The sequence below is a fragment of the Xanthobacter nonsaccharivorans genome, assembly GCF_043194755.2.
GTDB classification, from domain to species: Bacteria; Pseudomonadota; Alphaproteobacteria; order Rhizobiales; family Xanthobacteraceae; genus Xanthobacter; species Xanthobacter autotrophicus_G.
Genome location: NZ_CM195526.1, coordinates 4767969 through 4789257, shown reverse-complemented (window position 1 = coordinate 4789257; position 21289 = coordinate 4767969). Strand labels below are relative to the sequence as shown.

22 protein-coding genes and 1 other RNA gene are annotated in these 21289 nt (G+C 68.3%); 6 read left to right on the top strand and 17 right to left on the bottom strand.

Features of this window, described 5'->3' with window-relative positions; all coding sequences use genetic code 11:
- Positions 1–41: 41 nt before the first annotated feature.
- A complete protein-coding gene (locus V5F59_RS21870) occupies positions 42–1184 on the bottom strand; it encodes an ABC transporter substrate-binding protein (protein WP_393981177.1) in 1143 nt (380 codons plus the stop codon).
- Between the two features lie 257 nt (positions 1185–1441).
- Between V5F59_RS21870 and fabG the strand changes: the two genes are divergently transcribed.
- A complete protein-coding gene (fabG, locus tag V5F59_RS21865) occupies positions 1442–2221 on the top strand; it encodes a 3-oxoacyl-ACP reductase FabG (protein ID WP_393980819.1) in 780 nt (259 codons plus the stop codon).
- Between the two features lie 61 nt (positions 2222–2282).
- Here the strand turns inward: fabG and V5F59_RS21860 are convergent, their stop codons facing one another.
- The 16 genes from V5F59_RS21860 to V5F59_RS21785 form a co-directional block, all read right to left on the bottom strand.
- Positions 2283–2882: a HupE/UreJ family protein gene (locus V5F59_RS21860; protein WP_393980821.1), complete on the bottom strand. Its 600-nt coding sequence runs from the start codon at positions 2880–2882 to the stop codon at positions 2283–2285.
- A 32-nt stretch (positions 2883–2914) separates the two neighbouring features.
- Positions 2915–3985: a hydrogenase expression/formation protein HypE gene (gene hypE, locus V5F59_RS21855; RefSeq protein WP_393980823.1), complete on the bottom strand. Its 1071-nt coding sequence runs from the start codon at positions 3983–3985 to the stop codon at positions 2915–2917.
- On the bottom strand, positions 3982–5106 hold the full coding sequence (hypD, locus tag V5F59_RS21850) for a hydrogenase formation protein HypD (RefSeq protein ID WP_393980825.1): 1125 nt from the start codon (positions 5104–5106) through the stop codon (positions 3982–3984). Before hypD ends, hypE begins: the two co-directional genes overlap by 4 nt.
- A gap of 10 nt (positions 5107–5116) precedes the next feature.
- Entirely contained in the window at positions 5117–5419 is a 303-nt protein-coding gene (locus V5F59_RS21845) for a HypC/HybG/HupF family hydrogenase formation chaperone (RefSeq protein ID WP_393980827.1), read from the bottom strand.
- A gap of 33 nt (positions 5420–5452) precedes the next feature.
- A complete protein-coding gene (locus tag V5F59_RS21840; protein WP_393980829.1) occupies positions 5453–6916 on the bottom strand; it encodes a sigma-54-dependent transcriptional regulator in 1464 nt (487 codons plus the stop codon).
- Positions 6913–7947 (bottom strand): hydrogenase nickel incorporation protein HypB, encoded by a 1035-nt coding sequence (gene hypB / locus V5F59_RS21835; protein ID WP_393980831.1) that lies wholly within the window; start codon positions 7945–7947, stop codon positions 6913–6915. The genes V5F59_RS21840 and hypB overlap by 4 nt, the downstream gene beginning before the upstream one ends.
- Positions 7947–8288 (bottom strand): hydrogenase maturation nickel metallochaperone HypA, encoded by a 342-nt coding sequence (hypA, locus tag V5F59_RS21830; RefSeq protein ID WP_393980833.1) that lies wholly within the window; start codon positions 8286–8288, stop codon positions 7947–7949. Before hypA ends, hypB begins: the two co-directional genes overlap by 1 nt.
- Positions 8281–9381 carry a nickel-dependent hydrogenase large subunit gene (locus tag V5F59_RS21825; protein ID WP_393980835.1) on the bottom strand — a complete coding sequence of 367 codons (1101 nt, stop codon included), beginning with the start codon at positions 9379–9381 and terminating at the stop codon, positions 8281–8283. Before V5F59_RS21825 ends, hypA begins: the two co-directional genes overlap by 8 nt.
- A complete protein-coding gene (locus V5F59_RS21820) occupies positions 9378–10274 on the bottom strand; it encodes a [NiFe]-hydrogenase assembly chaperone HybE (protein ID WP_393980837.1) in 897 nt (298 codons plus the stop codon). Before V5F59_RS21820 ends, V5F59_RS21825 begins: the two co-directional genes overlap by 4 nt.
- A 10-nt stretch (positions 10275–10284) precedes the next feature.
- Entirely contained in the window at positions 10285–11133 is an 849-nt protein-coding gene (locus V5F59_RS21815; RefSeq protein WP_393980839.1) for a hydrogenase expression/formation protein, read from the bottom strand.
- Positions 11134–11170: 37 nt separating this feature from the next.
- The gene (locus V5F59_RS21810) at positions 11171–11581 is read right to left on the bottom strand and encodes a thioredoxin domain-containing protein (RefSeq protein ID WP_393980841.1); all 411 of its coding nucleotides are present in this window, start codon (positions 11579–11581) and stop codon (positions 11171–11173) included.
- The gene (locus V5F59_RS21805; protein ID WP_393980843.1) at positions 11581–11913 is read right to left on the bottom strand and encodes a HypC/HybG/HupF family hydrogenase formation chaperone; all 333 of its coding nucleotides are present in this window, start codon (positions 11911–11913) and stop codon (positions 11581–11583) included. The genes V5F59_RS21810 and V5F59_RS21805 overlap by 1 nt, the downstream gene beginning before the upstream one ends.
- 4 nt (positions 11914–11917) lie before the next feature.
- A complete protein-coding gene (locus tag V5F59_RS21800; protein ID WP_393980845.1) occupies positions 11918–12580 on the bottom strand; it encodes a HyaD/HybD family hydrogenase maturation endopeptidase in 663 nt (220 codons plus the stop codon).
- A gap of 405 nt (positions 12581–12985) precedes the next feature.
- Positions 12986–13756, bottom strand: coding sequence for a Ni/Fe-hydrogenase, b-type cytochrome subunit (gene cybH / locus V5F59_RS21795; RefSeq protein WP_393980847.1), 771 nt, complete (start codon positions 13754–13756; stop codon positions 12986–12988).
- Positions 13757–13768: 12 nt separating this feature from the next.
- On the bottom strand, positions 13769–15583 hold the full coding sequence (locus V5F59_RS21790) for a nickel-dependent hydrogenase large subunit (protein ID WP_393980849.1): 1815 nt from the start codon (positions 15581–15583) through the stop codon (positions 13769–13771).
- Complete coding sequence (locus tag V5F59_RS21785; protein WP_393980851.1) at positions 15580–16686, bottom strand: hydrogenase small subunit; 1107 nt, start codon at positions 16684–16686, stop codon at positions 15580–15582. Before V5F59_RS21785 ends, V5F59_RS21790 begins: the two co-directional genes overlap by 4 nt.
- A gap of 351 nt (positions 16687–17037) precedes the next feature.
- Here V5F59_RS21785 and V5F59_RS21780 point away from each other — a divergent pair, with 351 nt between their 5' ends.
- The 5 genes from V5F59_RS21780 to V5F59_RS21760 all read left to right on the top strand — a co-directional run bounded on the left by V5F59_RS21780 (position 17038) and on the right by V5F59_RS21760 (position 21228).
- Positions 17038–17676, top strand: coding sequence for a DUF5343 domain-containing protein (locus V5F59_RS21780; protein WP_393980853.1), 639 nt, complete (start codon positions 17038–17040; stop codon positions 17674–17676).
- A gap of 102 nt (positions 17677–17778) precedes the next feature.
- The gene (locus tag V5F59_RS21775; protein ID WP_393980855.1) at positions 17779–18363 is read left to right on the top strand and encodes a Swt1 family HEPN domain-containing protein; all 585 of its coding nucleotides are present in this window, start codon (positions 17779–17781) and stop codon (positions 18361–18363) included.
- Positions 18364–18414: 51 nt separating this feature from the next.
- An RNA gene (ffs, locus tag V5F59_RS21770) (signal recognition particle sRNA small type) lies at positions 18415–18513 on the top strand.
- 353 nt (positions 18514–18866) lie between these two features.
- A complete protein-coding gene (locus tag V5F59_RS21765) occupies positions 18867–19130 on the top strand; it encodes a hypothetical protein (RefSeq protein WP_393980857.1) in 264 nt (87 codons plus the stop codon).
- 226 nt (positions 19131–19356) lie between these two features.
- On the top strand, positions 19357–21228 hold the full coding sequence (locus tag V5F59_RS21760) for a DNA polymerase III subunit gamma/tau (RefSeq protein WP_393980859.1): 1872 nt from the start codon (positions 19357–19359) through the stop codon (positions 21226–21228).
- The last annotated feature ends 61 nt before the right edge of the window (positions 21229–21289 follow it).

Below are 21289 nucleotides of genomic sequence, written 5' to 3'. Positions count from 1 at the left end.
GCGGCCGGGGCGGGAAGCCCGCGCCCGGCCGTCGCGGCTTCTCACCCGCGCACGCGCTTGGCGGCGGTCATGAGGTCGAGGGCCTGGTCGTAGTCGGGCACGATGTCGTACTCGACCGAGCGGGCCATCTCCTCTTCCAGGCTGTCCCACTGGATGGCGTCGAGCTCCTTCTTGCTGAACAGCTTGAAGCAGTCCGGATTGCCCATCTGCGCCACCGGGTTGAAGGTGCCCTCGGCGAACGCCACCGTGTGCGCCACCTCCGGCTGCTGCACGTACTTCAGGAAGGTCTCGGCCAGCGGCGAGAGCTGCGGGTTGTTGACGAGGGACGTCACCTCGATCCAGGCGATGCCGCCCTTGCCGCCGGCCATGGGGCCCTTGAGGGGCGTGATGCCGCGCATCTCCGGATAGCCGTCCGCGCGGGCGGGGGAGACGGAATAGGTGCCGCCGGTGAGGTGCAGGTCGATCTCGCCGGAGATGAGCGCCTGGTTCATGGCGGCGATGTCGCCGATGAGCTTGGCGCCCTTGAAGACGCGCTTCGCCGTCTCCTCGAACTTGGCCATCTCCTCCGGCGTGTGCTTCTTGAACGGGTCGATGCCCGCCACGACGAACAGGCCGAAGACGTTCCAGTCGTCGGATTCGAGGATGCCGTACTTGCCGGAGAGCTTGGGATCGTTGAACAGGTCCCAGCCCACCTCCTCGGCGGTCTTGCGGGAGATCTTCTTGGTGTTCACCACGAAGGAATAGGGTCCGAACCGCTGGCACATGCCCAGCAGGTCCTTGCCGGAATCGTCCATGGCCCATTTGTAGGGCGGCTTGAACTGGGGGAGCATCTTGTCGAAATAGGGCTCGAAGGTCGCCCGGGGGAGCGGCTTGATCAGCTTCTCCGGGTACATGATCTTGCGGGCCCAGGGATTGTTGACGTTGATCAGGTCCCACACATTGGTCTCGCCCGCGCGCAGGCGGTTGATCATGGTGGGATCGTTGGTGAGGCTCTCCGCCTTCACGGTCGCGCCGGTGGACTTGCGGAACGGGTCCAGCACCTGGGCGGAGTTGTAGCCCTCCCAGCACAGGATGTTCAGCTCCTTCTCGCGCGCCGCGAACGCCTTGCCGGCGCTTGCGAAAGGCCCGCCCGCGAGGGCGAGGCCCCCCGCCGCCATTCCCTTGAGAACTGACCGCCGGTTCATCGTCATGGAGTATCCCTCTGGATCGCGCGAGCTTCTGGAAGCGGTCCCCGGGCATGCCTCTCCCGTTTCCGCGGATGCCACCATCCGCGAACCGGGCGAGCCGCCGTATGTGGGACTCTTGTTGGACTATGTTGGATGTTAAGCGCCGTGCCGTGGGCTTTACAACATGTTTTTCGCCGGGCAAGGTGGTTTCTGCCAACTTTCGTGGCAGTTCCAACATCTGCCTAATAACTGACCCAGGGGAATAGGAGCACAGAATGCTGAAGGCGCTCGCGGGGCGGACCGTCATCGTCACCGGCGGCAGCAAGGGTATCGGCAAAGGCATCGCCCGGCGCTTCGGCGCGGCCGGGCTCAACGTGCTGGTGGTCTCGCGCAGCCTCGCCGAGGCGGAGGCGGCCGCCGCGGAGATCGGCCCCAACGCCTCGGGCTTCGCGGCCGACGTGTCCGATCCCGCCCAGTGCGAGGCCTTCGCCGCGGCGGCGCTGGAGCGCTACGGGCGCATCGACGTGCTGTGCGCCAACGCCGGCATCTTCCCCGCCGCCAAGCTCGACGTGATGACCGCGGCGGATTTCGACCAGGTGATGAACGTGAACCTGAAGGGCACCTTCCTGTCGGTGGCGGCGGTGATGCCGGCCATGAAGGCAGCGAAGTGGGGGCGGATCGTGGTGACGAGCTCCATCACCGGCCCCATCACCGGCTATCCCGGCTGGGCGCACTATGGCGCCTCCAAGGCCGGCCAGCTCGGCTTCGTGCGTACCGCCTGCATCGAGCTCGCGCCCTGGGGCATCACGGTGAATGCGGTGATGCCGGGCAACATCAAGACCGAGGGCCTGGACGGCCTCGGCGCCGACTATCTGGCGAAGATGGAAGGATCGATCCCGCTGAAGCGGCTCGGCGGCGTGGAGGACATCGCCAACGCGGTCCTGTTCTTCGCTTCCGAGGAGGCGGGCTACATCACCGGCCAGACGCTGGTGGTGGACGGCGGCCAGGTGCTCCCCGAGTCGCTGATGGCGCTGGAGGAGATGGCGGTGGTGTGAAGGCCGTGCCGAAGCACGGGACAGGAGAAAAGGCGGCGGGCCGAACCCGCCGCCTTTTGTTTCAGATGAGCCCGCTGACGAGGCCGAGGCCGGCCACCGCCACCGCCGCGCCGGCGCCGCGCACCACCTTGGCGCCGTGGATCTCGCCGAAGCGGCCGATCGTCATGCCGAGGCCGAGGCCGGCGAGGTGCAGCAGCGCCGTCGCGCTCATGAAGCCGAGGCCGTAGGAGAGGCCCGAGGCGTCGAGCGGCATCTCGGTGCCGTGGGCGTGGCCGTGGAAGAGCGCGAAGAAGCCGGTGACCGCCATGGCGAGGGCCAGCGGCGCCTTGAGGCCGAGGGCGACGACCGCGCCCAGCACCACCACCGAGAGGGCGATGCCCATCTCCACGAACGGGACCTCGACGCCGGAGACGCCCAGCGCCCCGCCCACCGCCATCAGCGCCACGAAGGTCGCGGGCACCGCCCAGACGGCGCGCCCGCCCAGCTGCCAGGCGAAGATGCCCACGGTGAGCATGGCCAGCATGTGGTCGAGCCCGCTCATGGGATGGGCGAAGCCGGCATCGAAGCCATGCACCGCGCCCGCGCCCGTGTGGGCGAAGGCCAGCTGTGGCAGGAGGGTGAGGGCAGCGGCGGCGATGGCCGTGCGGGCTGTGTGACGCATGTTCTTTCTCCCCAAGGGTCGCGGTGACGGTTTCAGCAGATGCGGGGCAGTTGGTCGCCGACGAGCATGTCGACGATGCGCTCTCCCCCGAAGCGCGTGCGCATGACGACCCGTCCGGGCCGTTCCGAGGTGATCTCGCCGATGGCCCGGGCGTCCTGCCCGAGCGGGTGGGCGCGCAGCGCGGCGAGCGCGGCGTCCGCCTCCTCCGCCGGCACGACGGCGAGGATCTTGCCCTCGTTGGCGAGGTAGAGCGGGTCGAGCCCGAGGATCTCGCAGAAGCCCATCACCTCGGGGCGCATGGGCAGGCTCAGCTCGTCCAGGCGGATGCCCACCGCGCTCGCCTCGGCCAGCTCGTTCACCACCGCCGCGATGCCGCCGCGGGTGGCGTCCCGCATCATGCGGATGCCGGGCGCGGCGGCCGTCAGCGTCTCGATCAGGCCGTTGAGCGGCGCGCAGTCGCTCGCGATCTCGGTGTCGAGGGCGAGGTCGCCGCGGGCGTTGAGGATGGCGGCGCCGTGGTCGCCGAGCAGGCCGTTCACCAGCACCACGTCGCCGGGCCGCGCCTTGCCGATGCCCACGTCGAGGCCGGCGCGCACCACGCCGATGCCGGTGGTGGTGATGAAGAGCTTGTCGCAGGCGCCCCGCGCCACGACCTTGGTGTCGCCGGTGGCGATGGCGACGCCCGCCGCCCGCGCCGTCTCGGCCATGGAGCGGGCCACCCGGCGGAGCGTGTCCACCGGCAGCCCCTCCTCGATGATGACGGCGCAGGAAAGCGCCACCGGCTTCGCCCCGCCCACGGCGAGGTCGTTCACCGTGCCGCAGACCGCGAGCTTGCCGATGTCGCCGCCGGGGAAGAACAGCGGGTCCACCACGAAGCCGTCGGTGGTGAAGGCGAGCCGGTCGCCGTGCGCCATGAGGGCGGCGAGGTCGAAGCGCGCCTGGTCCTCCGGCGCCGCGCGCCCCTCGCTTGCGAACGCGGAGAGGAACACGTCGTCGATGAGGTCGCGCATGGCGCTGCCGCCGCCGCCATGGGCCAGCGTCACGGTCCTGTGCGCCAGCGGCCGGCGGCGGGCGGAGGAGGGGGCGGGGAAGGGGATGTTCATGCGGCTTCTCCCCGCATTCCGCCATACTGGTAGTAAGCCGCGCAAGAGCCTTCGGAGGAGACCATGAGCGCGCCCAGCGGCGTCTCGGGCGTGCAGCCCTTGCCGAACTCGGGGCACGCCCACGGCTTCGCCGCGCCGGTCAGCACTTCGCCGCACCGGCAGGAGGACGGGTCGGCCACCTTCACGGCGGGCACGGCGAAGCGCGTCTCCGCGTCGAATGCCGCATAAGGCGCGGTGAGCTGCACGCCGGACCCGGCGATGGAGCCGAGGCCCCGCCACTCGAACGTCTCGCGCGGCTCGTAGACCTCCTGAACCGCCTTCAGCGCCGCCGGATTGCCGTGCTCCGGCACCACGCGGGCGTACTGGTTCTCGATCCGCGCGCGCCCTTCCTCGATCTGCCTCAGCACCATGAGGAGCGACTGGAGGAGGTCGATGGGCTCGAAGCCGGAGACGACCAGCGGCTTGTTGAACTCTTCCGCGATGAAGCGGTAGGGCGCGGTGCCGATCACCATGGAGACATGCCCCGGCCCGATGAAGCCGTCGATGCCGAGGTCCGGCTGCTCCAGCAGCGCGCGCAGCGTGGGGATGATGGTGATGTGGTTGCAGAAGAGGGAGAAGTTGGAGACCCCCTCGCGCGCCGCCCGCTGCACGGTGAGGGCGGTGGAGGGCATGGTGGTCTCGAAGCCGAGGCCGAAGAACACCACGTCCCGCTCCGGATTGCGCTTGGCCAGCGCCAGCGCATCCAGCGGCGAGTAAACCATGCGCACGTCGGCGCCGTCCGCCTTCGCCTGGAGCAGGCTCTTCTTCGAGCCCGGCACGCGCATGGCGTCGCCGAAGGTGGCGAAGATCACCTCCTCCCGCTCGGCGATGGCGACGCAGTCGTCCACCCGGCCCATGGGCAGCACGCAGACCGGGCAGCCGGGCCCGTGGACGAACTCCACGAGGTCGGGCAGCAGGCCTTCCAGCCCGTAGCGGAAGATGGCGTGGGTATGCCCGCCGCACACCTCCATGATGGCGAAGGGCTTGTCGCGCCCGCGCTCCAGCCGGGCGGCGATGGCGGAAATCTCCTTCACCAGCGCGGCGGCCAGCACCGGATCGCGGAATTCGTCGACGTAGCGCATGTCCGTCTCCTCACGCCTGGACGGTGGGGTGGAGGTCGACGCTGCCCGTCGTCAGCGCCTCCATCTCGGCGGCGGCCTCGCCGATCTCGGTGAGCACCTTGAGGGTGGCCGCGGCCTCCTCCTCGTCGATGCGGCTCATGGCGAAGCCCACGTGCACCAGCACCCAGGCGCCCACGAGGTCTTCGAGCGGCGCGCCGGGCGCGGCGACGCACACCACGTCCACGGTGCGGCGGACGCCGGAGACATCCACCACGCAGAGCATGGTCTCCTCGTCCGCGACGGCGACGATCTGTCCGGGAATGCCGAGGCACATGGGGCTTCCTCCTTGTTGTTCTCTCGGTTGGCCTCAATGGGACTTGCCGAAGGCGCCGCCGCGGGAGATCCCGTAGCGGTCGAGCTTGGCCCGGAGCCCCACGCGGGAGAGGCCGAGCTCCTCCGCCGCGCGGCTCTTGTTCCAGCGGCAGCGCACCAGCGTCTCGGTGAGGATGGTGGCTTCCATGCGTTCGATGCGGTCCTTCAGGGGCCCGCCGTCGGGCAGCGCGATGGCCTCCGGCGCGCGGATCTCGGCGGCGGCGGCGCGCACCACATGGGGCGAGAGCAGGTCGGCGGTGAGCGTGTCGCGCTCGGCCAGCACCAGCATGCGCGTCACCTCGTTCTGCAGCTCGCGCACGTTGCCCGGCCAGTCATAGGCCTGCATGCAGGCCAGGGTCTCGTCGGTGAAGCCCTTGGCGCGCTTGCCGTGCTGGGCCGACAGCGCATCGAGAATGGCCTGCGCCAGCACCGGCACGTCCGCCCGCCGCTCGCGCAGGGCCGGCAGGGTCAGCACCATGGCGGAGAGGCGATAGTAGAGGTCCTCGCGGAAGCGGGCGCGGCCCACCTCGCCATGGAGGTCGCGATGGGTGGCGGCGAGCACCCGCACGTTGACGCGCTTGGATTCATTGGAGCCCACCGGGCGGATCTCGCCCTCCTGCAGGAAGCGCAGCAGCTTCACCTGGAAGGCGGGGGAGACGTCGCCGATCTCGTCGAGCAGGATGGTGCCGCCGTCCGCCTGGTCCAGCAGGCCGACGCGGGTCACGTGCGCGCCGGTGAACGATCCCTTCTTGTGGCCGAACAGCTCGGATTCAAGGAGCTCGTCCGGGATCGCCCCGCAGTTCACGGGGAAGAAGGGCCGGTCGGACCGGAGGCTCGAATAATGGATGGCGCGGGCGATGAGCTCCTTGCCGGTGCCGGTCTCGCCATGGATGAGCACCGGCACGTCGAAGGTCGCCACCTGCGCGGCGCGGGTGCACACCTGCGAAAGCGGGCTGCCGGGGGCGCGAATGAGGGTGTCGAAATGGAAGTTCTGCTTCACCCGCGCTTCCAGCGCCCCCAGCCGCGCCTCGGCGGTGGAGGTGGTGAGCTTCATCTCGAGGCTCAGGCGCTCGTGGTCGCGCTGGAGGGTGAAGAGGTGCGCGGCGTTCCGGGCGGCGAGCAGCAGCTGGTCCGGGTGCCAGGGCTTGGGGATGAACTGGTAGATGCCGGCTTCGTTGATGGCGCCGATCATGTCTTCCGGCTCGGTGTAGCCGGTGACGATGATGCGCAGGATGTCCGGCCAGCGCTCGCGCACCTCGGTGAGCAGGGCGACGCCGGAGGTCTGCGGCATCCGCTGGTCGCAGAAGATCACCTGGATCCACTCGTTCTCCAGGATGCGGCGCGCCTCCTCGGCATTGAGGGCGGTGAAGACGTCGAACTCCTCGTCGAGCACCCGCGCGATGACCTCCACCGAGCGCGGCTCGTCGTCCACCACGAGGATGGCGGGGCGGCGGTTCATCGTGCCCCCCCGGCGGCGGCGCGCAGGGCGGCGGCCTCGGCTTCCCGGGCGCTGGCCAGCTGATCGAGGCGCTGGCTCCGCGCCGCCTCCAGCCAGGCGATCCAGCGGGCGAGGCCCACGTCGCCGCGCGAGGACACGCGCAGGATCTCCGCCTGCGGATTGACGCGGCGGATGTTGGCCTCGAGCCGCCCCATGTCCGCGTCCACATAAGGTGCGAGGTCGGCCTTGGTGACGAGGACGAGGTCGGCGCCTTGGAAGATGTCGGGATATTTCAGCGGCTTGTCGTCTCCTTCCGCCACCGAGATGAGGGTGACGCGCCGCGTCTCGCCGAGGTCGAAGGCGGCGGGGCAGACGAGGTTGCCCACATTCTCGATGAACAGGATGCCGCCCGGAGGCAGGGGCAGCTTCTCCAGCGCGTGGCCGACCATGTGGGCGTCGAGGTGGCAGCCCTTGCCGGTGTTGATCTGCACTGCCGGCACGCCCACGGCACGGATGCGCGCGGCGTCGTTGTCGGTCTGCTGGTCGCCTTCGACGACGGCTGAGGGCAGGCGGCCGGACAGCGCCTTCAGCGTCTCCACCAGCAATGTGGTCTTGCCGGCGCCGGGGCCGGAGAGGAGGTTCAGCGCCAGCACGCCGGATGCGTCGAGCCGGGCGCGGTTGCGGGCGGCGTAATCGTCGTTCTTGGCGAGGATGGAGGTCTCGATCTCCACCATGCGCGCCTGGGAGAGGCCTGGCGCGTGGGCGCGGGCGGGGCCCGCCCCATAGTCCAGCGTGCCGTCCCGGTCGCGGTGGGGAGCCTCCGCATGCGGATGGTGATGGTCGTGGGGACCATCGTGATGGCCATGGTCATGGCCATGCGCATGGCTGTGGGTGGTGCCGTCCGCATGGGTGTGGGTGTGCGCGCCGCCGGGGGCGTGGGAAGCGGCATGCGCGTGGGCATGCGCCGCGCCGTGCGCATGGGAATGGGCGGTCCCGCCCGCCGCGTCGGAAATGGTGGCGCCGTCGCCGCTGCAGCCGCAGACCGTGCACATCACATCACCTCCAGGTCCTTGATCTTCATCTCCGTGCCGCCATTGGGCACGAGGCGTTCCCCACCGCATTTCGGGCAGGGGGCGAGGCGATGGGCGAGCGCCACCGTCTCGCAGCAGTCGAAGCACCAGGCGCTGCCGTCCTCTTCCAGCACCACCAGCTCGGCGCCCTCGGCCAGCGAGCCCTTCATCACCACGTCGAAGCCGAAGCGCAGCGCCTCCACCTCCACGCCGGCGAAGCGGCCGACGGCGAGGCGCACGCGGGTGACGCGGGAGAAGTTCTGCGCCTTCGCCGCGTCCTCCATGGCCGAGAGCAGGCTCTCGCACAGGGCCATCTCATGCATGGGCGAGCTCCTGCGCGGTGGAGAGCGTGACGGGCACGCAGGGATTGATGGCCGAGACGAGGAGCGGGGCCAGCCAGGGCGTCTGCCGTCCGGGCGTGAGGGCGGCGAAGGCGCGCTCCATGAGCCCGCCGGGCGAAAGATTCCAGCTGCTGGGGGAGAGGATGCGATAGCTGGCGACGCGCCCGTTCTCCACCCGCGCCGCATGGCCGAGGAGCCCGCGCGCCGCCGGCGCGAGGCCGAGGCCCGGTTCCGGCGCCGGCACGAGAGCCGGCGGGCCTCGCAGCGCGATGAGGCAGTCCGCCAGCCGTGCCAGCAGGCGCACGAACAGGCTCGGGCCCTCTCCGGCGAGGAGGGAGGAGAGGAGCGGCGTCGCCGCCACGCGGCCGAGCGCGCCGGTTTCGCGGAGGGCGGCATCGCCGGCTGCCATGCCGTGGACGCGCGTCGTCGTTCGGGAGGCTGATGGGTCTCCGCCTGTCCGGTGCCCATCCCCCGTGCGTGCGTCTTCCACCGGAGGGACCGGCGGCCGCGAGGCAGGCGCAGCCGCGGCCCGCAGCGCGGCCGACAGGTCGTCTGCCGTCAGTTCCGGCAGTCCGGCACGCCCTTCGGCCGGATCCACCTCGCGCCGGATCCGGCCGAGGAGCCGGGCGGTCGCCGTGGGCGCTTCCTGAAGCCACGCCTCCATCTCCGCGAGGGAGAAGGCGGGAAGGTCGCTGCCGTCTCCCACCAGCGCGGCGGCAAAGGCCATCTCGCCGCCGGGGCGGGCGAGCAGGGAGAGCGCCTCGCGGTCGGGTGGCGCGCCCACGGCGCCGGGCCAGGTGTGGAGCATGGCGAGGGCGTGATCGCGCACGGTCTCCCGCGCCATGGCCCGCGTGTCCGCCGTGGCGGGCAGGCCCAGGGCCGAGGCGGCGGCGAGGCCGTGGGCGGCGCCGCACAGGTTGAAGACGAGGGGGGCGAGCCGCGCCGCGTCCTCCGGCGTGCGGCCGAGGAGGGCCGCAGCCGGGTCCGGTCCCGCCTCCCGCGCCATGCGCCAGCCCGCCCCGCGCCCGTCGGGCGCGATGGCGAGGCGGCGGAGCGTGGCGGGCGCCGGTGTCATGACACGCCGTCCCGGGAGGCGTCCGGCGTGCCGGACAGGGGGCCGAGCAGCATGGCGCGGCGGGACATTTCCGCCGGGGGGCGGGGAAGGGACGGGGGCGTCTCCCCATCCCCGGCCTCCGCCACGGCGAGGGCCGCGTCCCGCGCGGCCTCTTCCGCGGCAGCCTCCTCCGCCCGGCGGCGGATCTCGCCGGAGCGGGTGCCGTCCTCCCGGTTGGCCGGATCGAACAGGGCCGGGATCACCGCCTGCGCCGTCTCCACCGCCTGCAGCATGGAGGAGAAGTCGAACATGGGCGAGAACAGGGAGCAGGCCTTGTAGGGCCCGGTTTCCGGCCGGTTGGCGGCGAGGAACTCGTAGGTGCCCGACGGGAAGTCGATGAGCTCCTTCTCGCCCGTCTTCAACTGCGACCAGTCCTCCCCGGCGGCCGGCAGCAGCACCAGGTTCATGAACCACGGCGTCACCAGCACGCCGAGGGCGCGGCCCTCGTGGGCGCGGAAGCCGATGGCCTTTACTCCCAGGGTCTCGTTGACGAAGGGCACGCCCTTCATCTTGGCCGAATGGATCTCGCGGAAGGTGGCCTCGAACCTGCCGGGCATCTGCGCCAGCTGCTTGTCGAGGTGAGGGTCGGCGGCGACGGGGGCCGCCACCGCCGGCAGGTCCGGCGTGCCGCCGTCCAGCACCATGAACTGGTCGCGGGCGCCGTCGCAGACCGGGCAGCGCCAGTGGTCCGGCAAGGCGTTGAACGGGGTGCCGGGCGGGATCTGCCACGTCTCGCACCCTTCGGCCGGGTCGTAGACGTGCCAGCAGACCTTGCACTCGAGCCGCGCGGTGGGGGCGAGCCGCGCCCGGTCGCCGAGGTAGGAGCCTTCGAAGAAGCTGTGTGAGGTGGCCATGGGGCGGGCCCTAGCGGATCGCCGCCAGCACCTCGGTGAGGCGCTCGGCGGAGTCTGAGATATCCTCGGCGGCGGCGCACGCCACCTCGGGGACGTCGCTTACCTCGATGGTGTCGAGGATGAGCATGTCCTGCGAATTGTAGTAGCGCACCCGCCAGACGCCGCGGGTGCCGGTGGCGTCGATGCGGCAGTTGCCGTAGCCGCGCGAGAGCACGGTGGTCGCCCCCGGGCCGAGGCGCTCGTCCAGCATCGCAAGGTCTTCCGGCGTGTGGGGCAGGAGCGACAGGTTGATCACATGGGGCGCATCGCCGGGTTGCCGGGTGCGGGCGCGGTCCTCGATCTCCACCAGCAGCGCCGGCGCATTGAAGATGCCGGGCATGGGGGCGTCGAGCCCGGCGAGGTCGATGCCCGCCGCGGCGCCGAAGGCCCGCACCAGCGCGCCGCGCGGGAAGGCCGCCACCTCGATGCGGTCGGCGCCGCCGCGCAGGCGCCACACGCCGGCGAACGTCGCCTCCTGGATCTCCATGGGGCGCGCGTCGCTGAGGCCGGCCACCTTCACGGCCACCTCGCCCTCGCCCATGGCCTCGTCCACCAGGGCGAGGTTTTCCCGGTCCAGATGGCCGAGGGGAATGGTGTGGCTCGCCCCGGGCGCCCAGCCCTCGAGGGCGGTGATCACCTCCTCCAGCACCTTGAGGGCCGGGGCGAGGCGATCCTTGTCCTCCACCTCCGGCAGATGCGCCTCGAAGGTGCGCATGCCCGAGGGGAGCGGCAGGTAGGCGAGGCCTTCCTCGTCCGCGCCCGGCTGGGAGCCGGGGCCGAAGCCGACGGGAGGCTGTGTGGCGAAGGGGGAGGAGGACATGGGGCTCTGCCTCTTGGCTCTGTCTTTTGACGCAGGCTCAGTGGGTGGTGGCGGAAGGGGTCTTCAGCAGGGCCCCGAGGCGTTCCAGATATTCGTCCCAGTCGCGCATGCGGGAGATGGCGCCCACCGGCGCGCCGGCGCGCATCACCACGATGGCGGGCAGGGCGAGGCTCATGGCATCGCGCAGCGCGGCCTCGGTCTTCGGGCCGGCGACGGCGCCGCCGAGCGCCTCTTCCCCGCCCAGTGCCTTGACCAGCTCGGGCAGCACCACGGCGATGTCCGGGCTTTCCAGATGCGTCTTGCCATGGGCCGGCAGGAACAGGAGATGGTCGTGCGCATCGAGTCGCGCCGCGTCCTCGGGCTCTTCCAGATAGGGATAGGCGCGCTCGGTGAGGAGGCGGCGCACGAGGGGGTGCAGGGTCTGCTGGGTCGGGTCAGCCGGGGGCATCAGGCTTCCTTTCGGCCGGCGGCGTAGGCCGCGGCGAGGTGGGGCGGAAGGGTGGGCTCGCGGTCCACGAGGTCGGCGAAGGCGCGGGCGATGCGGCTTTCGTCCACATCTCCGGCCATGATGGCGGCGACGCCGGAGAGCGCCTCGGCGATCAGGCGGGCCTCGTCCGCATCGAGCAGGCGCCGCGCGGCACCCTGGAACACGAGCACGTGGTCGCCGCGCGCCGCATCCGGCACCAGCGCCAGGTCCACGCGCTCCACGCGACCCTCGGCGCTGCACAGGGCGAAGGTGCCGTGCACCTCCTCGACGCGCATGGGAAGGCCGAGGCACATGGCTTCAGCTCCCCGTCTGGACGAGCACGCGGGGGTCGCCGATGCGGCAGGCCTCCTCGGCGCTCGGACGCTGGGATTCATAAGGATCGCGCGCCACGGCAGCGGTCACCAGCGAGCCCTCGCCGCTGCGGGGCGCGGGGACGATGCCGAACTCGCGGGCGAGGATCTCCAGCACCGTGCGGGCGGCGGGCTCCACCTGCGCCGCGATGGTGGCGGTGAGGCCGCCGCCGTAGTCGTCGAGAATCTCCGGCTGCACGCCCACGAGAATGATGCGGGCGGGGGTTTTCCCGCGCAACGCGAGCAGGCCGAGGATTTCCTGGAAGCCGGTCTGGTGCAGGCTCACCTTGCGGGCGGCGAGCACGGCGGGCACCTCGGCGTCGGCGCGGATGTGCAGGGTGCCGGGGGGAAGGCCAAAGTCCACGGCATCGAGGATCACGACGCCGTCGGCTTCCTCCAGATAGGGCAGGAGGTAGAGACCCTGGGTGCCGCCGTCGAGCAGGGTGACGCTCTCGGGGAAGGCGTGCGAGGCGTCCAGCGCCTCCAGCACGCGGACGCCGAAGCCCTCGTCCGCCCACAGGATGTTGCCGATGCCCAGCACCAGGAGGCGCGGGGCCGCCAGCGGATCGGATACAGGTGAATCGGGCGCAGCTATCCGTTCGTCGACCATGCGACGCATCCCTCCTCGCTCACGGCCTCCCACGACGGTCTGCCGCCGTCTGCTTTTGAGCTTGTCCAATTCAAAGAGCGTGCCAGCCCCTTGCGAAGTCGGCCAACGTGTTGATTCGGACTGCGGCGGCTGCATACCCCGGACATGGCGAAGGCGTGGCGAGCGGAAGGAGTATGATCCTTTAGGGCAGAAAATGGAATTCAGGTTTTCATTTTCCGGATTGTGGGAGCGAATTCCAGCGGCCTGCCCTGCGCCGACAGCCGCTGCCCCATGCATTCCCCGAATGGGCGCTGCGGCAATTTCTCGCTTCTGCGGTAGCTGCATCGCGGTAGCCAACTGGGGTGCCCCGAAATGAAAAGGGCGCGGCCACGGCCGCGCCCCTTCATCATTCGCATGTATCTCGCCTCACTCCGGATCGTCGTCCCGGAAGGTGCGGTAGCCGTTGGTGATGGCCGAGACCATGGACTGGCGGGACATGATGTCCTCGCGGATCACCGAATAGACGTGGATGATCACGAACACGATGATCACCCACATGCCGAGGTGATGCAGCGTGTGCACCTGCATGGAGCCGCCCAGCAGCGGCAGCACCCATCCGAACAGCCGATCCTGCCACGAGCCCGGCCCGGCGCCTTCCGAATAGAGGGCGAAGCCGGTGACGATCATGAAGGCGAGGCCCACCACCATCACGAAGAACAGGAACACCTGCGCCAGGGGATTGTGGCCGACGAACTTCAGCGGCCGGGGCTTCAGGAAGGCGTACCACTGGATCTCGGTGAAGAAGCCCTTCCAGAAGCTCTTCCGCCAGAACGGGAAGGTGAACAGTTCCCGCGAATACTTGTTGCCGAAGAAGGCCCAGATGATCCGCCCCAGGAAGCCCACGGCGAGGATGTAGCCCGCCGCGAAATGGGTGAAGCGGATGGTGCCCATGAGGTAATGGGCGCTCGCCTCCCCCGACAGGGTCGGGAAGGGGGAGCCGATGAAATAGCCGGTGACGCACAGCACCAGGATGGAAAGGGCGTTCACCCAGTGCCACAGGCGCACCGGCGCCTCGTAGACATAGACGGTGGTCAGCTTCTTTCCATCCTTGATCGCCTGCGCGACCGGGGTGGCGGGGGCCGCGGGAGGCGCGGCGCCGGAGGAGAGGCGAGAATTCCCGAGAGAGGTGTCGGTCATGGCCCCGCCTCCTCAGCGCACGGTGACACGCGCCAGTTCCGCCCCGTCGTCGGACATGACGTGGGTGGAGCAGGCGAGGCACGGGTCGAAGGAGTGGAGGGTCCTGAGAATCTCCACCGGCTCCTCGGGGCGCTGCATGGGCGTATTCATGAGGGAGGCCTCGAACGCGCCGATGTTGCCCTTGGGGTCGCGCGGCCCGCCGTTCCAGGTGGTGGGCACCACGCACTGGTAGTTCTCGATCCGCCCGTCCTTGATCTTGATCCAGTGGCCGAGGCCGCCGCGCGGCGCCGCCACGGTGCCGACGCCCTTGGCCTCCTTCGGCCAGGTGGCGGGGTCCCACTTCTCCATGTTGGCGGTGGAGGTGTCGCCGGCCTTGATGTTGGCGATGAGGTGGTCGAAATCGTCCAGCATCATCTTGGCGCAATAGTGCGCCTCGAGCGCGCGGGCCAGCGTGCGGCCGATGGTGGAGGGCAGCGCCTGCTTGGGCGTCAGCTGGGTGCCCGCCAGCGTGTTGAACTGGCCGAGGGCCTCGTCCACCTGCCCCTTCACGTAGTCCACGCCGTGGGCATAGGCGAGGATGTAGCGGGCGAGCGGGCCCACCTCCACCGCATTGCCCTTCCAGCGCGGCGCCTTGATCCACGAATACTTGGCGTTCTCGTCCACCGCCTCGATGTTGGTGCGGGTGCCCTTGGCGTTGGGGCCGAGCTCGTAATGGGGATCGGTGATGCCGTCCCACGGGTGCAGGCCCTTGTCCTTGTCCGCGTCGCCGTAGGTGTACCAGGAGTGGGCCACGAACTCCTGCACCTGCGCGGGATCGCGCGGGTCGATGGGGTGCACCTCGTTCCAGTTGCCGTTGAGGATGACGCCGCCGGGCAGGCGGTCGGTCTTCTTCTGGCCCTGGATGGCTTCATAGTCGCCATAGTCCATGACGTTCTGGCCGGAGAGGCCGCCGCCATAGAGCCAGCCCTTGTAGAAGGAGGCGATGGCGATCACGTCCGGCACATAGACGTTCTGCGAGAATTCGAAGGCTTCCTGGAGCTTCAGCTTGACGAAGTTCAGCCGCTCCATGTTCAGCGGGGCGCCGGCGGCCATGTCGCCGTTCATGTTGATGGCGCAGGGCACGCCGCCCACCAGATAGTTGGGGTGCGGATTCTTGCCGCCGAAGATGGTGTGCACCTTCACGATTTCCTTCTGGAAATCGAGCGCTTCCAGATAGTGCGTCACCGCGAGGAGGTCCGCTTCCGGCGGCAGCAGGTAGGCCGGGTTGTCCCAATAGCCGTTCTTGAAGATGCCGAGCTGGCCGCTCTCCACGAACTTCTTCAGCCGGTTCTGCACGTCGCGGAAATAGCCCGGCGAGGACTTGGCGTGGGCCGAGATGGACTGCTGTAGCACCGAGGTCGCCTTGGGGTCCGCCTTCAGCGCGTTCACCGGGTTCACCCAGTCGAGCGCGTGGAGGTGGTAGAAATGGACCACGTGGTCGTGCCACTGCAGCACCTTGGCCATGATCTCGCGGATCAGGAAGGCGTTGTTGGGGATCTTGATCTGGAGGGCGTCCTCCACCGCGCGCACGGAGGTGAGCGCATGGCAGCCGGTGCACACGCCGCAGATGCGCTCCACGAAGGCCCAGGCGTCGCGCGGGTCGCGGCCCTTCAGGATGACTTCCAGCCCGCGCCACATGGTGCCGGTGGAGACCGCGTTGCGGATGATGTTGTTCGAATCCACATTCACCTCGCAGCGCATATGGCCTTCGATGCGGGTGACCGGATCGACGACGATGCGCTTGCCGGAGGTGTCGAGGGAAAAGCCGTTCGGCGTCTGGATGGTCACTTCTCGCCTCCCTCAGTCTTCGCGCCGTTGTCCGTGTTCTTGTGCTGGGCGCGCTTCAGCGCACTCACCGCGGCATGCACCGCGACGCCCGCGCCCACCGCGCCGGCGGCGACGAGGCCCACCTTGTCGGCGTTGGATTCAATGCCGAAGCCCGAGCCCTTGAGGTCGGCGAGGCGCGCGTACCACGAGCCCTTGTCCCAGAAGCCGTCCTCCGAGCAGCCGATGCAGCCGTGGCCGGCCTGGATGGGGAAGGACACGCCGTCGTTCCAGCGCACGGTGGAGCAGGCGTTGTAGGTGGTGGGGCCCTTGCAGCCCACCTTGTAGAGGCAATAGCCCTTGCGCGCGCCCTCGTCGTCGAAGCTCTCCACATACTGGCCGGCGTCGAAGTGCGGGCGCCGGTAGCACTTGTCGTGGATGCGCTGGGAATAGAACATCAGCGGCCGGCCCTGCCGGTCGAGGGCGGGGAGCTGGTCGAAGGTGAGCATGTAGGTGATGACGCCGGTCATCACCTCGGCGATGGGCGGGCAGCCCGGCACCTTGATGATGGGCTTGTCGAAGATCACCTCGTGCACCGGCGTCGCGCGGGTGGGGTTGGGCCGGGCCGCCTGCACGCAGCCGTAGGAGGCGCAGGAGCCCCAGGAGATGATGGCCTTGGCGTCCTTCGCCACCTTCTTCAGCTGGTCCACGAAGGGCTTGCCGCCGATGATGCAATACATGCCATCCTCGTTCAGCGGCGGGTTGCCTTCCACCGCGAGGATGTAGTTGCCCTTGTACTTGGTCATCACCTCGTCGAGGATCGCTTCCGCCTGGTGGCCGGCGGAGGCCATCAGCGTGTCGTCATAATCCAGCGAGATCATGGAGAGGACGACATCCTTGGCCAGCGGATGCGCCGAGCGGATGAAGCTTTCCGAGCAGCAGGTGCACTCTAAGCCATGCAGCCACAGCACCGGGGTGCGCGGCTTGGTCTCCATCGCATAGGCGATCTGCGGCGCGAACTCCGGCCCGAGGCCGAGGGCCGCCGCCGTGAGCGAGCAGTATTTCAGGAACGAACGGCGGGTGATGCCCTGCCGCCGCATGACCTCATAGAACGTCTCGAGGGCCATAAAGGCGTCCCCCCTTGGCTGACCTTGTCCTCCCCTCCGGCGTCGAGGCCGGGGGATTGGAACGATTTCAGCAAGGGATGTGCCAGAGGGGGAGTGTGTGATATTTCAAATGGTTGGGTGTTGGAGTGGTGTTGAAGGGGTGGATGGGGGGTGAGCGGTTTGAGGGGTGGGGTGGAAAGGGGGTTATCGGGGGCTCTTAGCCTTCGTACCTCGAAGTACGAGGGGCGAATTTTATAGGCGTGCATGCTCCGTATACGACCTGCCCACGAGAGTGCTTTTCGCGATGATGCATCTTGTAATTGAGGGGGATAGCTGCATTTAATTGCTTTCCTCACTACTGTGGAAAATTCGATGCCGGAAGAAGTGAAGCCCGCGAAGGCAAAAAAGGCGCTTGATGCATCTGCTGACCCCGCTAAGGGGGCCGCACCAAAGGATAAAGCTTCTCCTAGTACACCGCGCAAGATACCGGGCAACCTTCCTTATATGACCGCTCATGGTACCCTGAAGCGAGCACTGGAGAGGTCTATTGGAGCATCGCGGCCTGAGAAATTTAATGCAGATTTTATGGAAAATATACTTAAACTTTCGGGTGGTGGGGCTCGAGCTACGATACCAATACTGAAAAGAATGGGCTTTTTGACAAGCGATGCGATTCCAACGGATCTTTATGCGAAATTTCGGACCTCAAGTGGAAGGAGCGCGGCCGCGCTCCAGGCGCTCAAGAATGCGTTTCCCGAAATATTCAAGAGAAGTGAATATGCGCATACGGTTGATGATAGTAATTTGAGGGATATTATAGTTGAAATAACTGGATTAAAGTCAAACGAGCCGGTAACTCAAGCGATTAAGTCGACATTTAATGCTCTGAAGAGCTTCGTTACGCCGGGTGCGGAAAATTCCCAGGGCGATGGCAGTGGCCCCTCGCCTGATGATGGGGGGGCTTGCGCCGGTGGCTGCTTCGGGTGGGCCGGCAAATGGTCCTGGTCTTGATCGCGTCAGTCTCGCGTATAATATAAACATAGTTCTTCCAGAGACATCTGATATTAGAGTGCTGAATGCAATATTCAAGAGTATAAAGGAGAATCTTCTGAAATGAATACGGAAGATATTCTGGAGCTTTTTGTTCTTAAATGTGCGGCTCTAAAGCGGGAGGTGGACGAATTTGTCCCTCAGACAGGCAGCGGAGCCGATTCGAAAGATATTGTAAAAATTGAGCCTCTTTTATCTCAATTTTCAACAAATATACGTAATAATGCCATGGAGATGGCAGCCCACTACAAATTATTCTATATGCTTGAAAATGAAATAAGAAGGTTAATCGATGATACGCTAACGGAACATAGTGGTGGGCCGGATTGGTGGGACATATATGCACCAGAGAGTGCGAAAATCGAATATCGCGCGAATTTGCAACGCGAACAGGAGGCTGGATTTACGCCTCGATCTGAAAATCCTCTCGATTATGTAACTTTTGGCCATCTCGGAGATATAATTAGATCGAATTATTCTCTGTTTGGCGGAATTTTAAGCAATCAAAAAGCGATGGGAAGAATTATGTATTCTCTCAATAATTTGAGAGGGCCGATCGCACATTGTGGCTTGTTGGCCGAAGACGAGGTAGATCGTTTGATGTTGACGGTAAAGGATTGGTTTCGGCTACTTGAGGGGCCAAAATAGCGGCTCTCCCACCCCCTTGCATCCCGCCCCTCCCCCTGCCATATAGCCCTCGGGAGGTTGGCGGTGGACGAGCCACTCGCCAACCGGGTCAGGTCCGGAAGGAAGCAGCCCCAACGAGCCCGGTCTCGGGTCTTCGTCCAGCCTCCCACCTCATGCCTTGCGAGAACACGTTCCGCCCGCCGCGCCGTCATCGGCCCGGTGCGGCGCGGGACACGTGTCGGCACCGTCCCCATCGATCGTCATGCCCGGGCTTGTCCCCCCGTTGGCGGGAGCCGAGGTGCGGGGGTATCCGCGCCCTGCGGCCGGGATCAGCCGCCGGTCCCATGCCCGGGCGGTGGGGAGGGGCGGGCCCGGCCATGACGGTTTGGGCGTGATGCGCCCCAGAGCGACGCCGCCCGGCGCCGGCCGAAGACCGGGGGAGATGGCGTAAATTGCCGTCATCCCGTCGCAATCCCGTACCGATCGGCGCATAGAGACAGGCGCATCGTTCAAGGGAGGCTCCCATGTGGGTCGTCGTCGTCATCGTCCTTACATCCCTCACCAATGCGGAAACCGACGTGAACCGGCAGTCGACCTATCCCACCGAGGAGGCCTGCAAGGCCGCGGTCGCGAAGAATGTGCCGGCCCGCCTCGATGCCAAGCACAAGCAGGCCGTCGCCGACGGCTTCCGCCGCTACGTCTGCGTGCGCGCCCCCGTGGCCGAGGCGCCCAAGGCCGATGCCCCCAAGGCCGACGCCCCCAAGGCGGAGCAGCCCAAGGCCAAGTGACCCGGGCCAAGTGATCCGGGCCAAGTGATCTGGCCCAAGTGATCCGGGCCAGGTGATCGGGGCGCGCGTGAGCCGCGCTCAGGGGACCGGCCGAGCCCGGCCGCGCCGGGGCGTCATCAACAGGCGTCCCCCGCCGCGGCGGGTTTTCCCGGCGGCGCGCCTCGACGCGCGCGCAGGCGGTGCTATGTATGGGGGAGGGATCTTCCCCTCACCCCAAGGCAGCTTCATGAGCGAGGACACGCGCGCGCACTCCGATGACGACGGGCCGGGGCTCGACCTCGGCGGTCCGCCGCCGGTGCCGGCCGCGGTTCCTGTCGCGCCGCCTGTCGCTGCGGAGCCGGCGCCCGCCGCCTACCGGGTGCTGGCGCGCAAGTACCGCCCGCAGAATTTCGCGGACCTCATCGGCCAGGAGGCCATGGTCCGCACGCTCCGGAACGCCTTCTCCTCGGGGCGCATCGCGCAGGCCTACATCCTCACCGGGGTGCGCGGCGTGGGCAAGACCACCACCGCCCGCATCCTCGCCCGCGCCTTGAATTACGAGCCGGCGGACGGCGCGCCCGGCGGGCCGAGCCTCGATCTGTCGGTGATGGGCAAGCATTGCCGCGACATCATCGAATCCCGCCATGTGGACGTGATGGAGATGGACGCGGCGTCCAACACCTCCATCAACGACATCCGCGAGATCATCGAGAGCGCCCGCTACCGCCCGGTGATGGCGCGCTACAAGGTCTACATCATCGACGAAGTGCACATGCTCTCCACGGCGGCCTTCAACGGCCTGCTCAAGACGCTGGAGGAGCCGCCGGAGCATGTGAAGTTCATCTTCGCCACCACCGAGATCCGCAAGGTGCCCGTCACCGTGCTGTCCCGCTGCCAGCGGTTCGACCTGCGGCGGGTGGAGGCGGGCACGCTGGCCGCGCACCTTTCCGGCATCTGCGCCAGGGAGGGCGTCGCCATCGAGGCGGAGGCCCTCTCCATCGTCGCGCGGGCGGCGGAAGGCTCGGTGCGCGACAGCCTTTCCCTGCTCGACCAGGCCATCGCCCATGGCGGCGGGCAGGTGACGGGCGAGGAGGTGCGGCGCCTCCTGGGCCTCGCCGACCGCGGCCGGGTGATCGATCTGTTCGAAGCGCTGATGAAGGGCGAGGTGGCACGGGCGCTGGGCGAGTTCCGCGACCAGTATGACGCGGGCGCCGACCCGGCGGTGATCCTCACCGACCTCGCCGAGTTCACCCACCTCGTCACCCGCCTCAAGATCGTGCCCGACGCAGCGGAGGATGCGGCCCTGGTGGAGGCCGAGCGGGTGCGCGGCAGCGAGATGGCGCAGGGCCTCTCCATGCGTGTGCTGGCCCGGGCCTGGCAGATGCTGATGAAGGGCATCTCCGAGGTGCAGCAGGCTCCCAAGCCGGCCCAGGCTGCCGAGATGGCGCTGGTGCGCCTCGCCTATGCCGCCGACCTTCCCACCCCGGACGAGGCGCTGCGCCGCCTGAAGGACCAGCCGGTGCCCGATGTGCCGGCGCCTTCGTCCACGCCTTCATCCACGCCCTCGGGCGGCGGGGGCGGCGGCGCGCGCCCGTCGCTGGCGCCCCGTCCGGTGGCGCCACGGCCGGAAATGCGCCAGGAGACGCGCACGGCTCCGGCCCCGGTGGCGGGGCCGCGCCTTGCCAGCCTGCAGGACGTGGTGGCCCTCGCCTCGACGCGGCGCGATTTGTCGTTGAAGCATGCGGTGGAGACCCACCTGCGCCCGGTGCATTTCGAGGAGGGCCGCATCGAGGTGGCGCTGGTGCCGGGCGCGCCGTCGAGCGTCATCCAGGACCTGTCGCGCAAGCTCTCGGACTGGACCGGCCGGCGCTGGCTGGTCTCCCTCTCGGCCCAGGCCGGCGGGGCGACGGTGGCGGAGGAGCAGGCGGCGGTGAAGGCGGAGCGGGAGGAGGGCATCAAGGCCCATCCGCTGGTGGCCGCCGTGCTGGCCCGCTTCCCCGGCGCCGAGGTGGTGGACGTGCGCACCCGCGAGGAGGCCCCCATCCACGAGGAGGTGCTGGCCCCCTCCGAGGAAGACCTCATGGCCGGCCCCGGCGAGGGCGACGAGCTGGAATACTAGGGCACGCGCCGATCTGGCCGCATGGCGGTCAGACCGGCTAACGCGGTCTCTTTCCGCACGT

What these genes read in the sequence shown, in the direction of transcription:
- V5F59_RS21800 (WP_393980845.1), bottom strand. Translation starts at nt 12,580, where the DNA reads ATGGTCGACGAACGGATAGCTGCGCCCGATTCACCTGTATCCGATCCG.
- V5F59_RS21820 (WP_393980837.1), bottom strand. Translation starts at nt 10,274, where the DNA reads ATGGCCACCTCACACAGCTTCTTCGAAGGCTCCTACCTCGGCGACCGG.
- V5F59_RS21775 (WP_393980855.1), top strand. Translation starts at nt 17,779, where the DNA reads ATGAATACGGAAGATATTCTGGAGCTTTTTGTTCTTAAATGTGCGGCT.
- V5F59_RS21810 (WP_393980841.1), bottom strand. Translation starts at nt 11,581, where the DNA reads ATGCCCCCGGCTGACCCGACCCAGCAGACCCTGCACCCCCTCGTGCGC.
- V5F59_RS21785 (WP_393980851.1), bottom strand. Translation starts at nt 16,686, where the DNA reads ATGGCCCTCGAGACGTTCTATGAGGTCATGCGGCGGCAGGGCATCACC.
- hypE (WP_393980823.1), bottom strand. Translation starts at nt 3,985, where the DNA reads ATGAACATCCCCTTCCCCGCCCCCTCCTCCGCCCGCCGCCGGCCGCTG.
- V5F59_RS21760 (WP_393980859.1), top strand. Translation starts at nt 19,357, where the DNA reads ATGAGCGAGGACACGCGCGCGCACTCCGATGACGACGGGCCGGGGCTC.
- V5F59_RS21825 (WP_393980835.1), bottom strand. Translation starts at nt 9,381, where the DNA reads ATGACACCGGCGCCCGCCACGCTCCGCCGCCTCGCCATCGCGCCCGAC.
- V5F59_RS21815 (WP_393980839.1), bottom strand. Translation starts at nt 11,133, where the DNA reads ATGTCCTCCTCCCCCTTCGCCACACAGCCTCCCGTCGGCTTCGGCCCC.
- V5F59_RS21805 (WP_393980843.1), bottom strand. Translation starts at nt 11,913, where the DNA reads ATGTGCCTCGGCCTTCCCATGCGCGTCGAGGAGGTGCACGGCACCTTC.
- hypA (WP_393980833.1), bottom strand. Translation starts at nt 8,288, where the DNA reads ATGCATGAGATGGCCCTGTGCGAGAGCCTGCTCTCGGCCATGGAGGAC.
- V5F59_RS21840 (WP_393980829.1), bottom strand. Translation starts at nt 6,916, where the DNA reads ATGAACCGCCGCCCCGCCATCCTCGTGGTGGACGACGAGCCGCGCTCG.
- V5F59_RS21780 (WP_393980853.1), top strand. Translation starts at nt 17,038, where the DNA reads ATGCCGGAAGAAGTGAAGCCCGCGAAGGCAAAAAAGGCGCTTGATGCA.
- V5F59_RS21845 (WP_393980827.1), bottom strand. Translation starts at nt 5,419, where the DNA reads ATGTGCCTCGGCATTCCCGGACAGATCGTCGCCGTCGCGGACGAGGAG.
- V5F59_RS21870 (WP_393981177.1), bottom strand. Translation starts at nt 1,184, where the DNA reads ATGAACCGGCGGTCAGTTCTCAAGGGAATGGCGGCGGGGGGCCTCGCC.
- V5F59_RS21765 (WP_393980857.1), top strand. Translation starts at nt 18,867, where the DNA reads ATGTGGGTCGTCGTCGTCATCGTCCTTACATCCCTCACCAATGCGGAA.
- fabG (WP_393980819.1), top strand. Translation starts at nt 1,442, where the DNA reads ATGCTGAAGGCGCTCGCGGGGCGGACCGTCATCGTCACCGGCGGCAGC.
- hypB (WP_393980831.1), bottom strand. Translation starts at nt 7,947, where the DNA reads ATGTGCACGGTCTGCGGCTGCAGCGGCGACGGCGCCACCATTTCCGAC.
- V5F59_RS21860 (WP_393980821.1), bottom strand. Translation starts at nt 2,882, where the DNA reads ATGCGTCACACAGCCCGCACGGCCATCGCCGCCGCTGCCCTCACCCTC.
- hypD (WP_393980825.1), bottom strand. Translation starts at nt 5,106, where the DNA reads ATGCGCTACGTCGACGAATTCCGCGATCCGGTGCTGGCCGCCGCGCTG.
- cybH (WP_393980847.1), bottom strand. Translation starts at nt 13,756, where the DNA reads ATGACCGACACCTCTCTCGGGAATTCTCGCCTCTCCTCCGGCGCCGCG.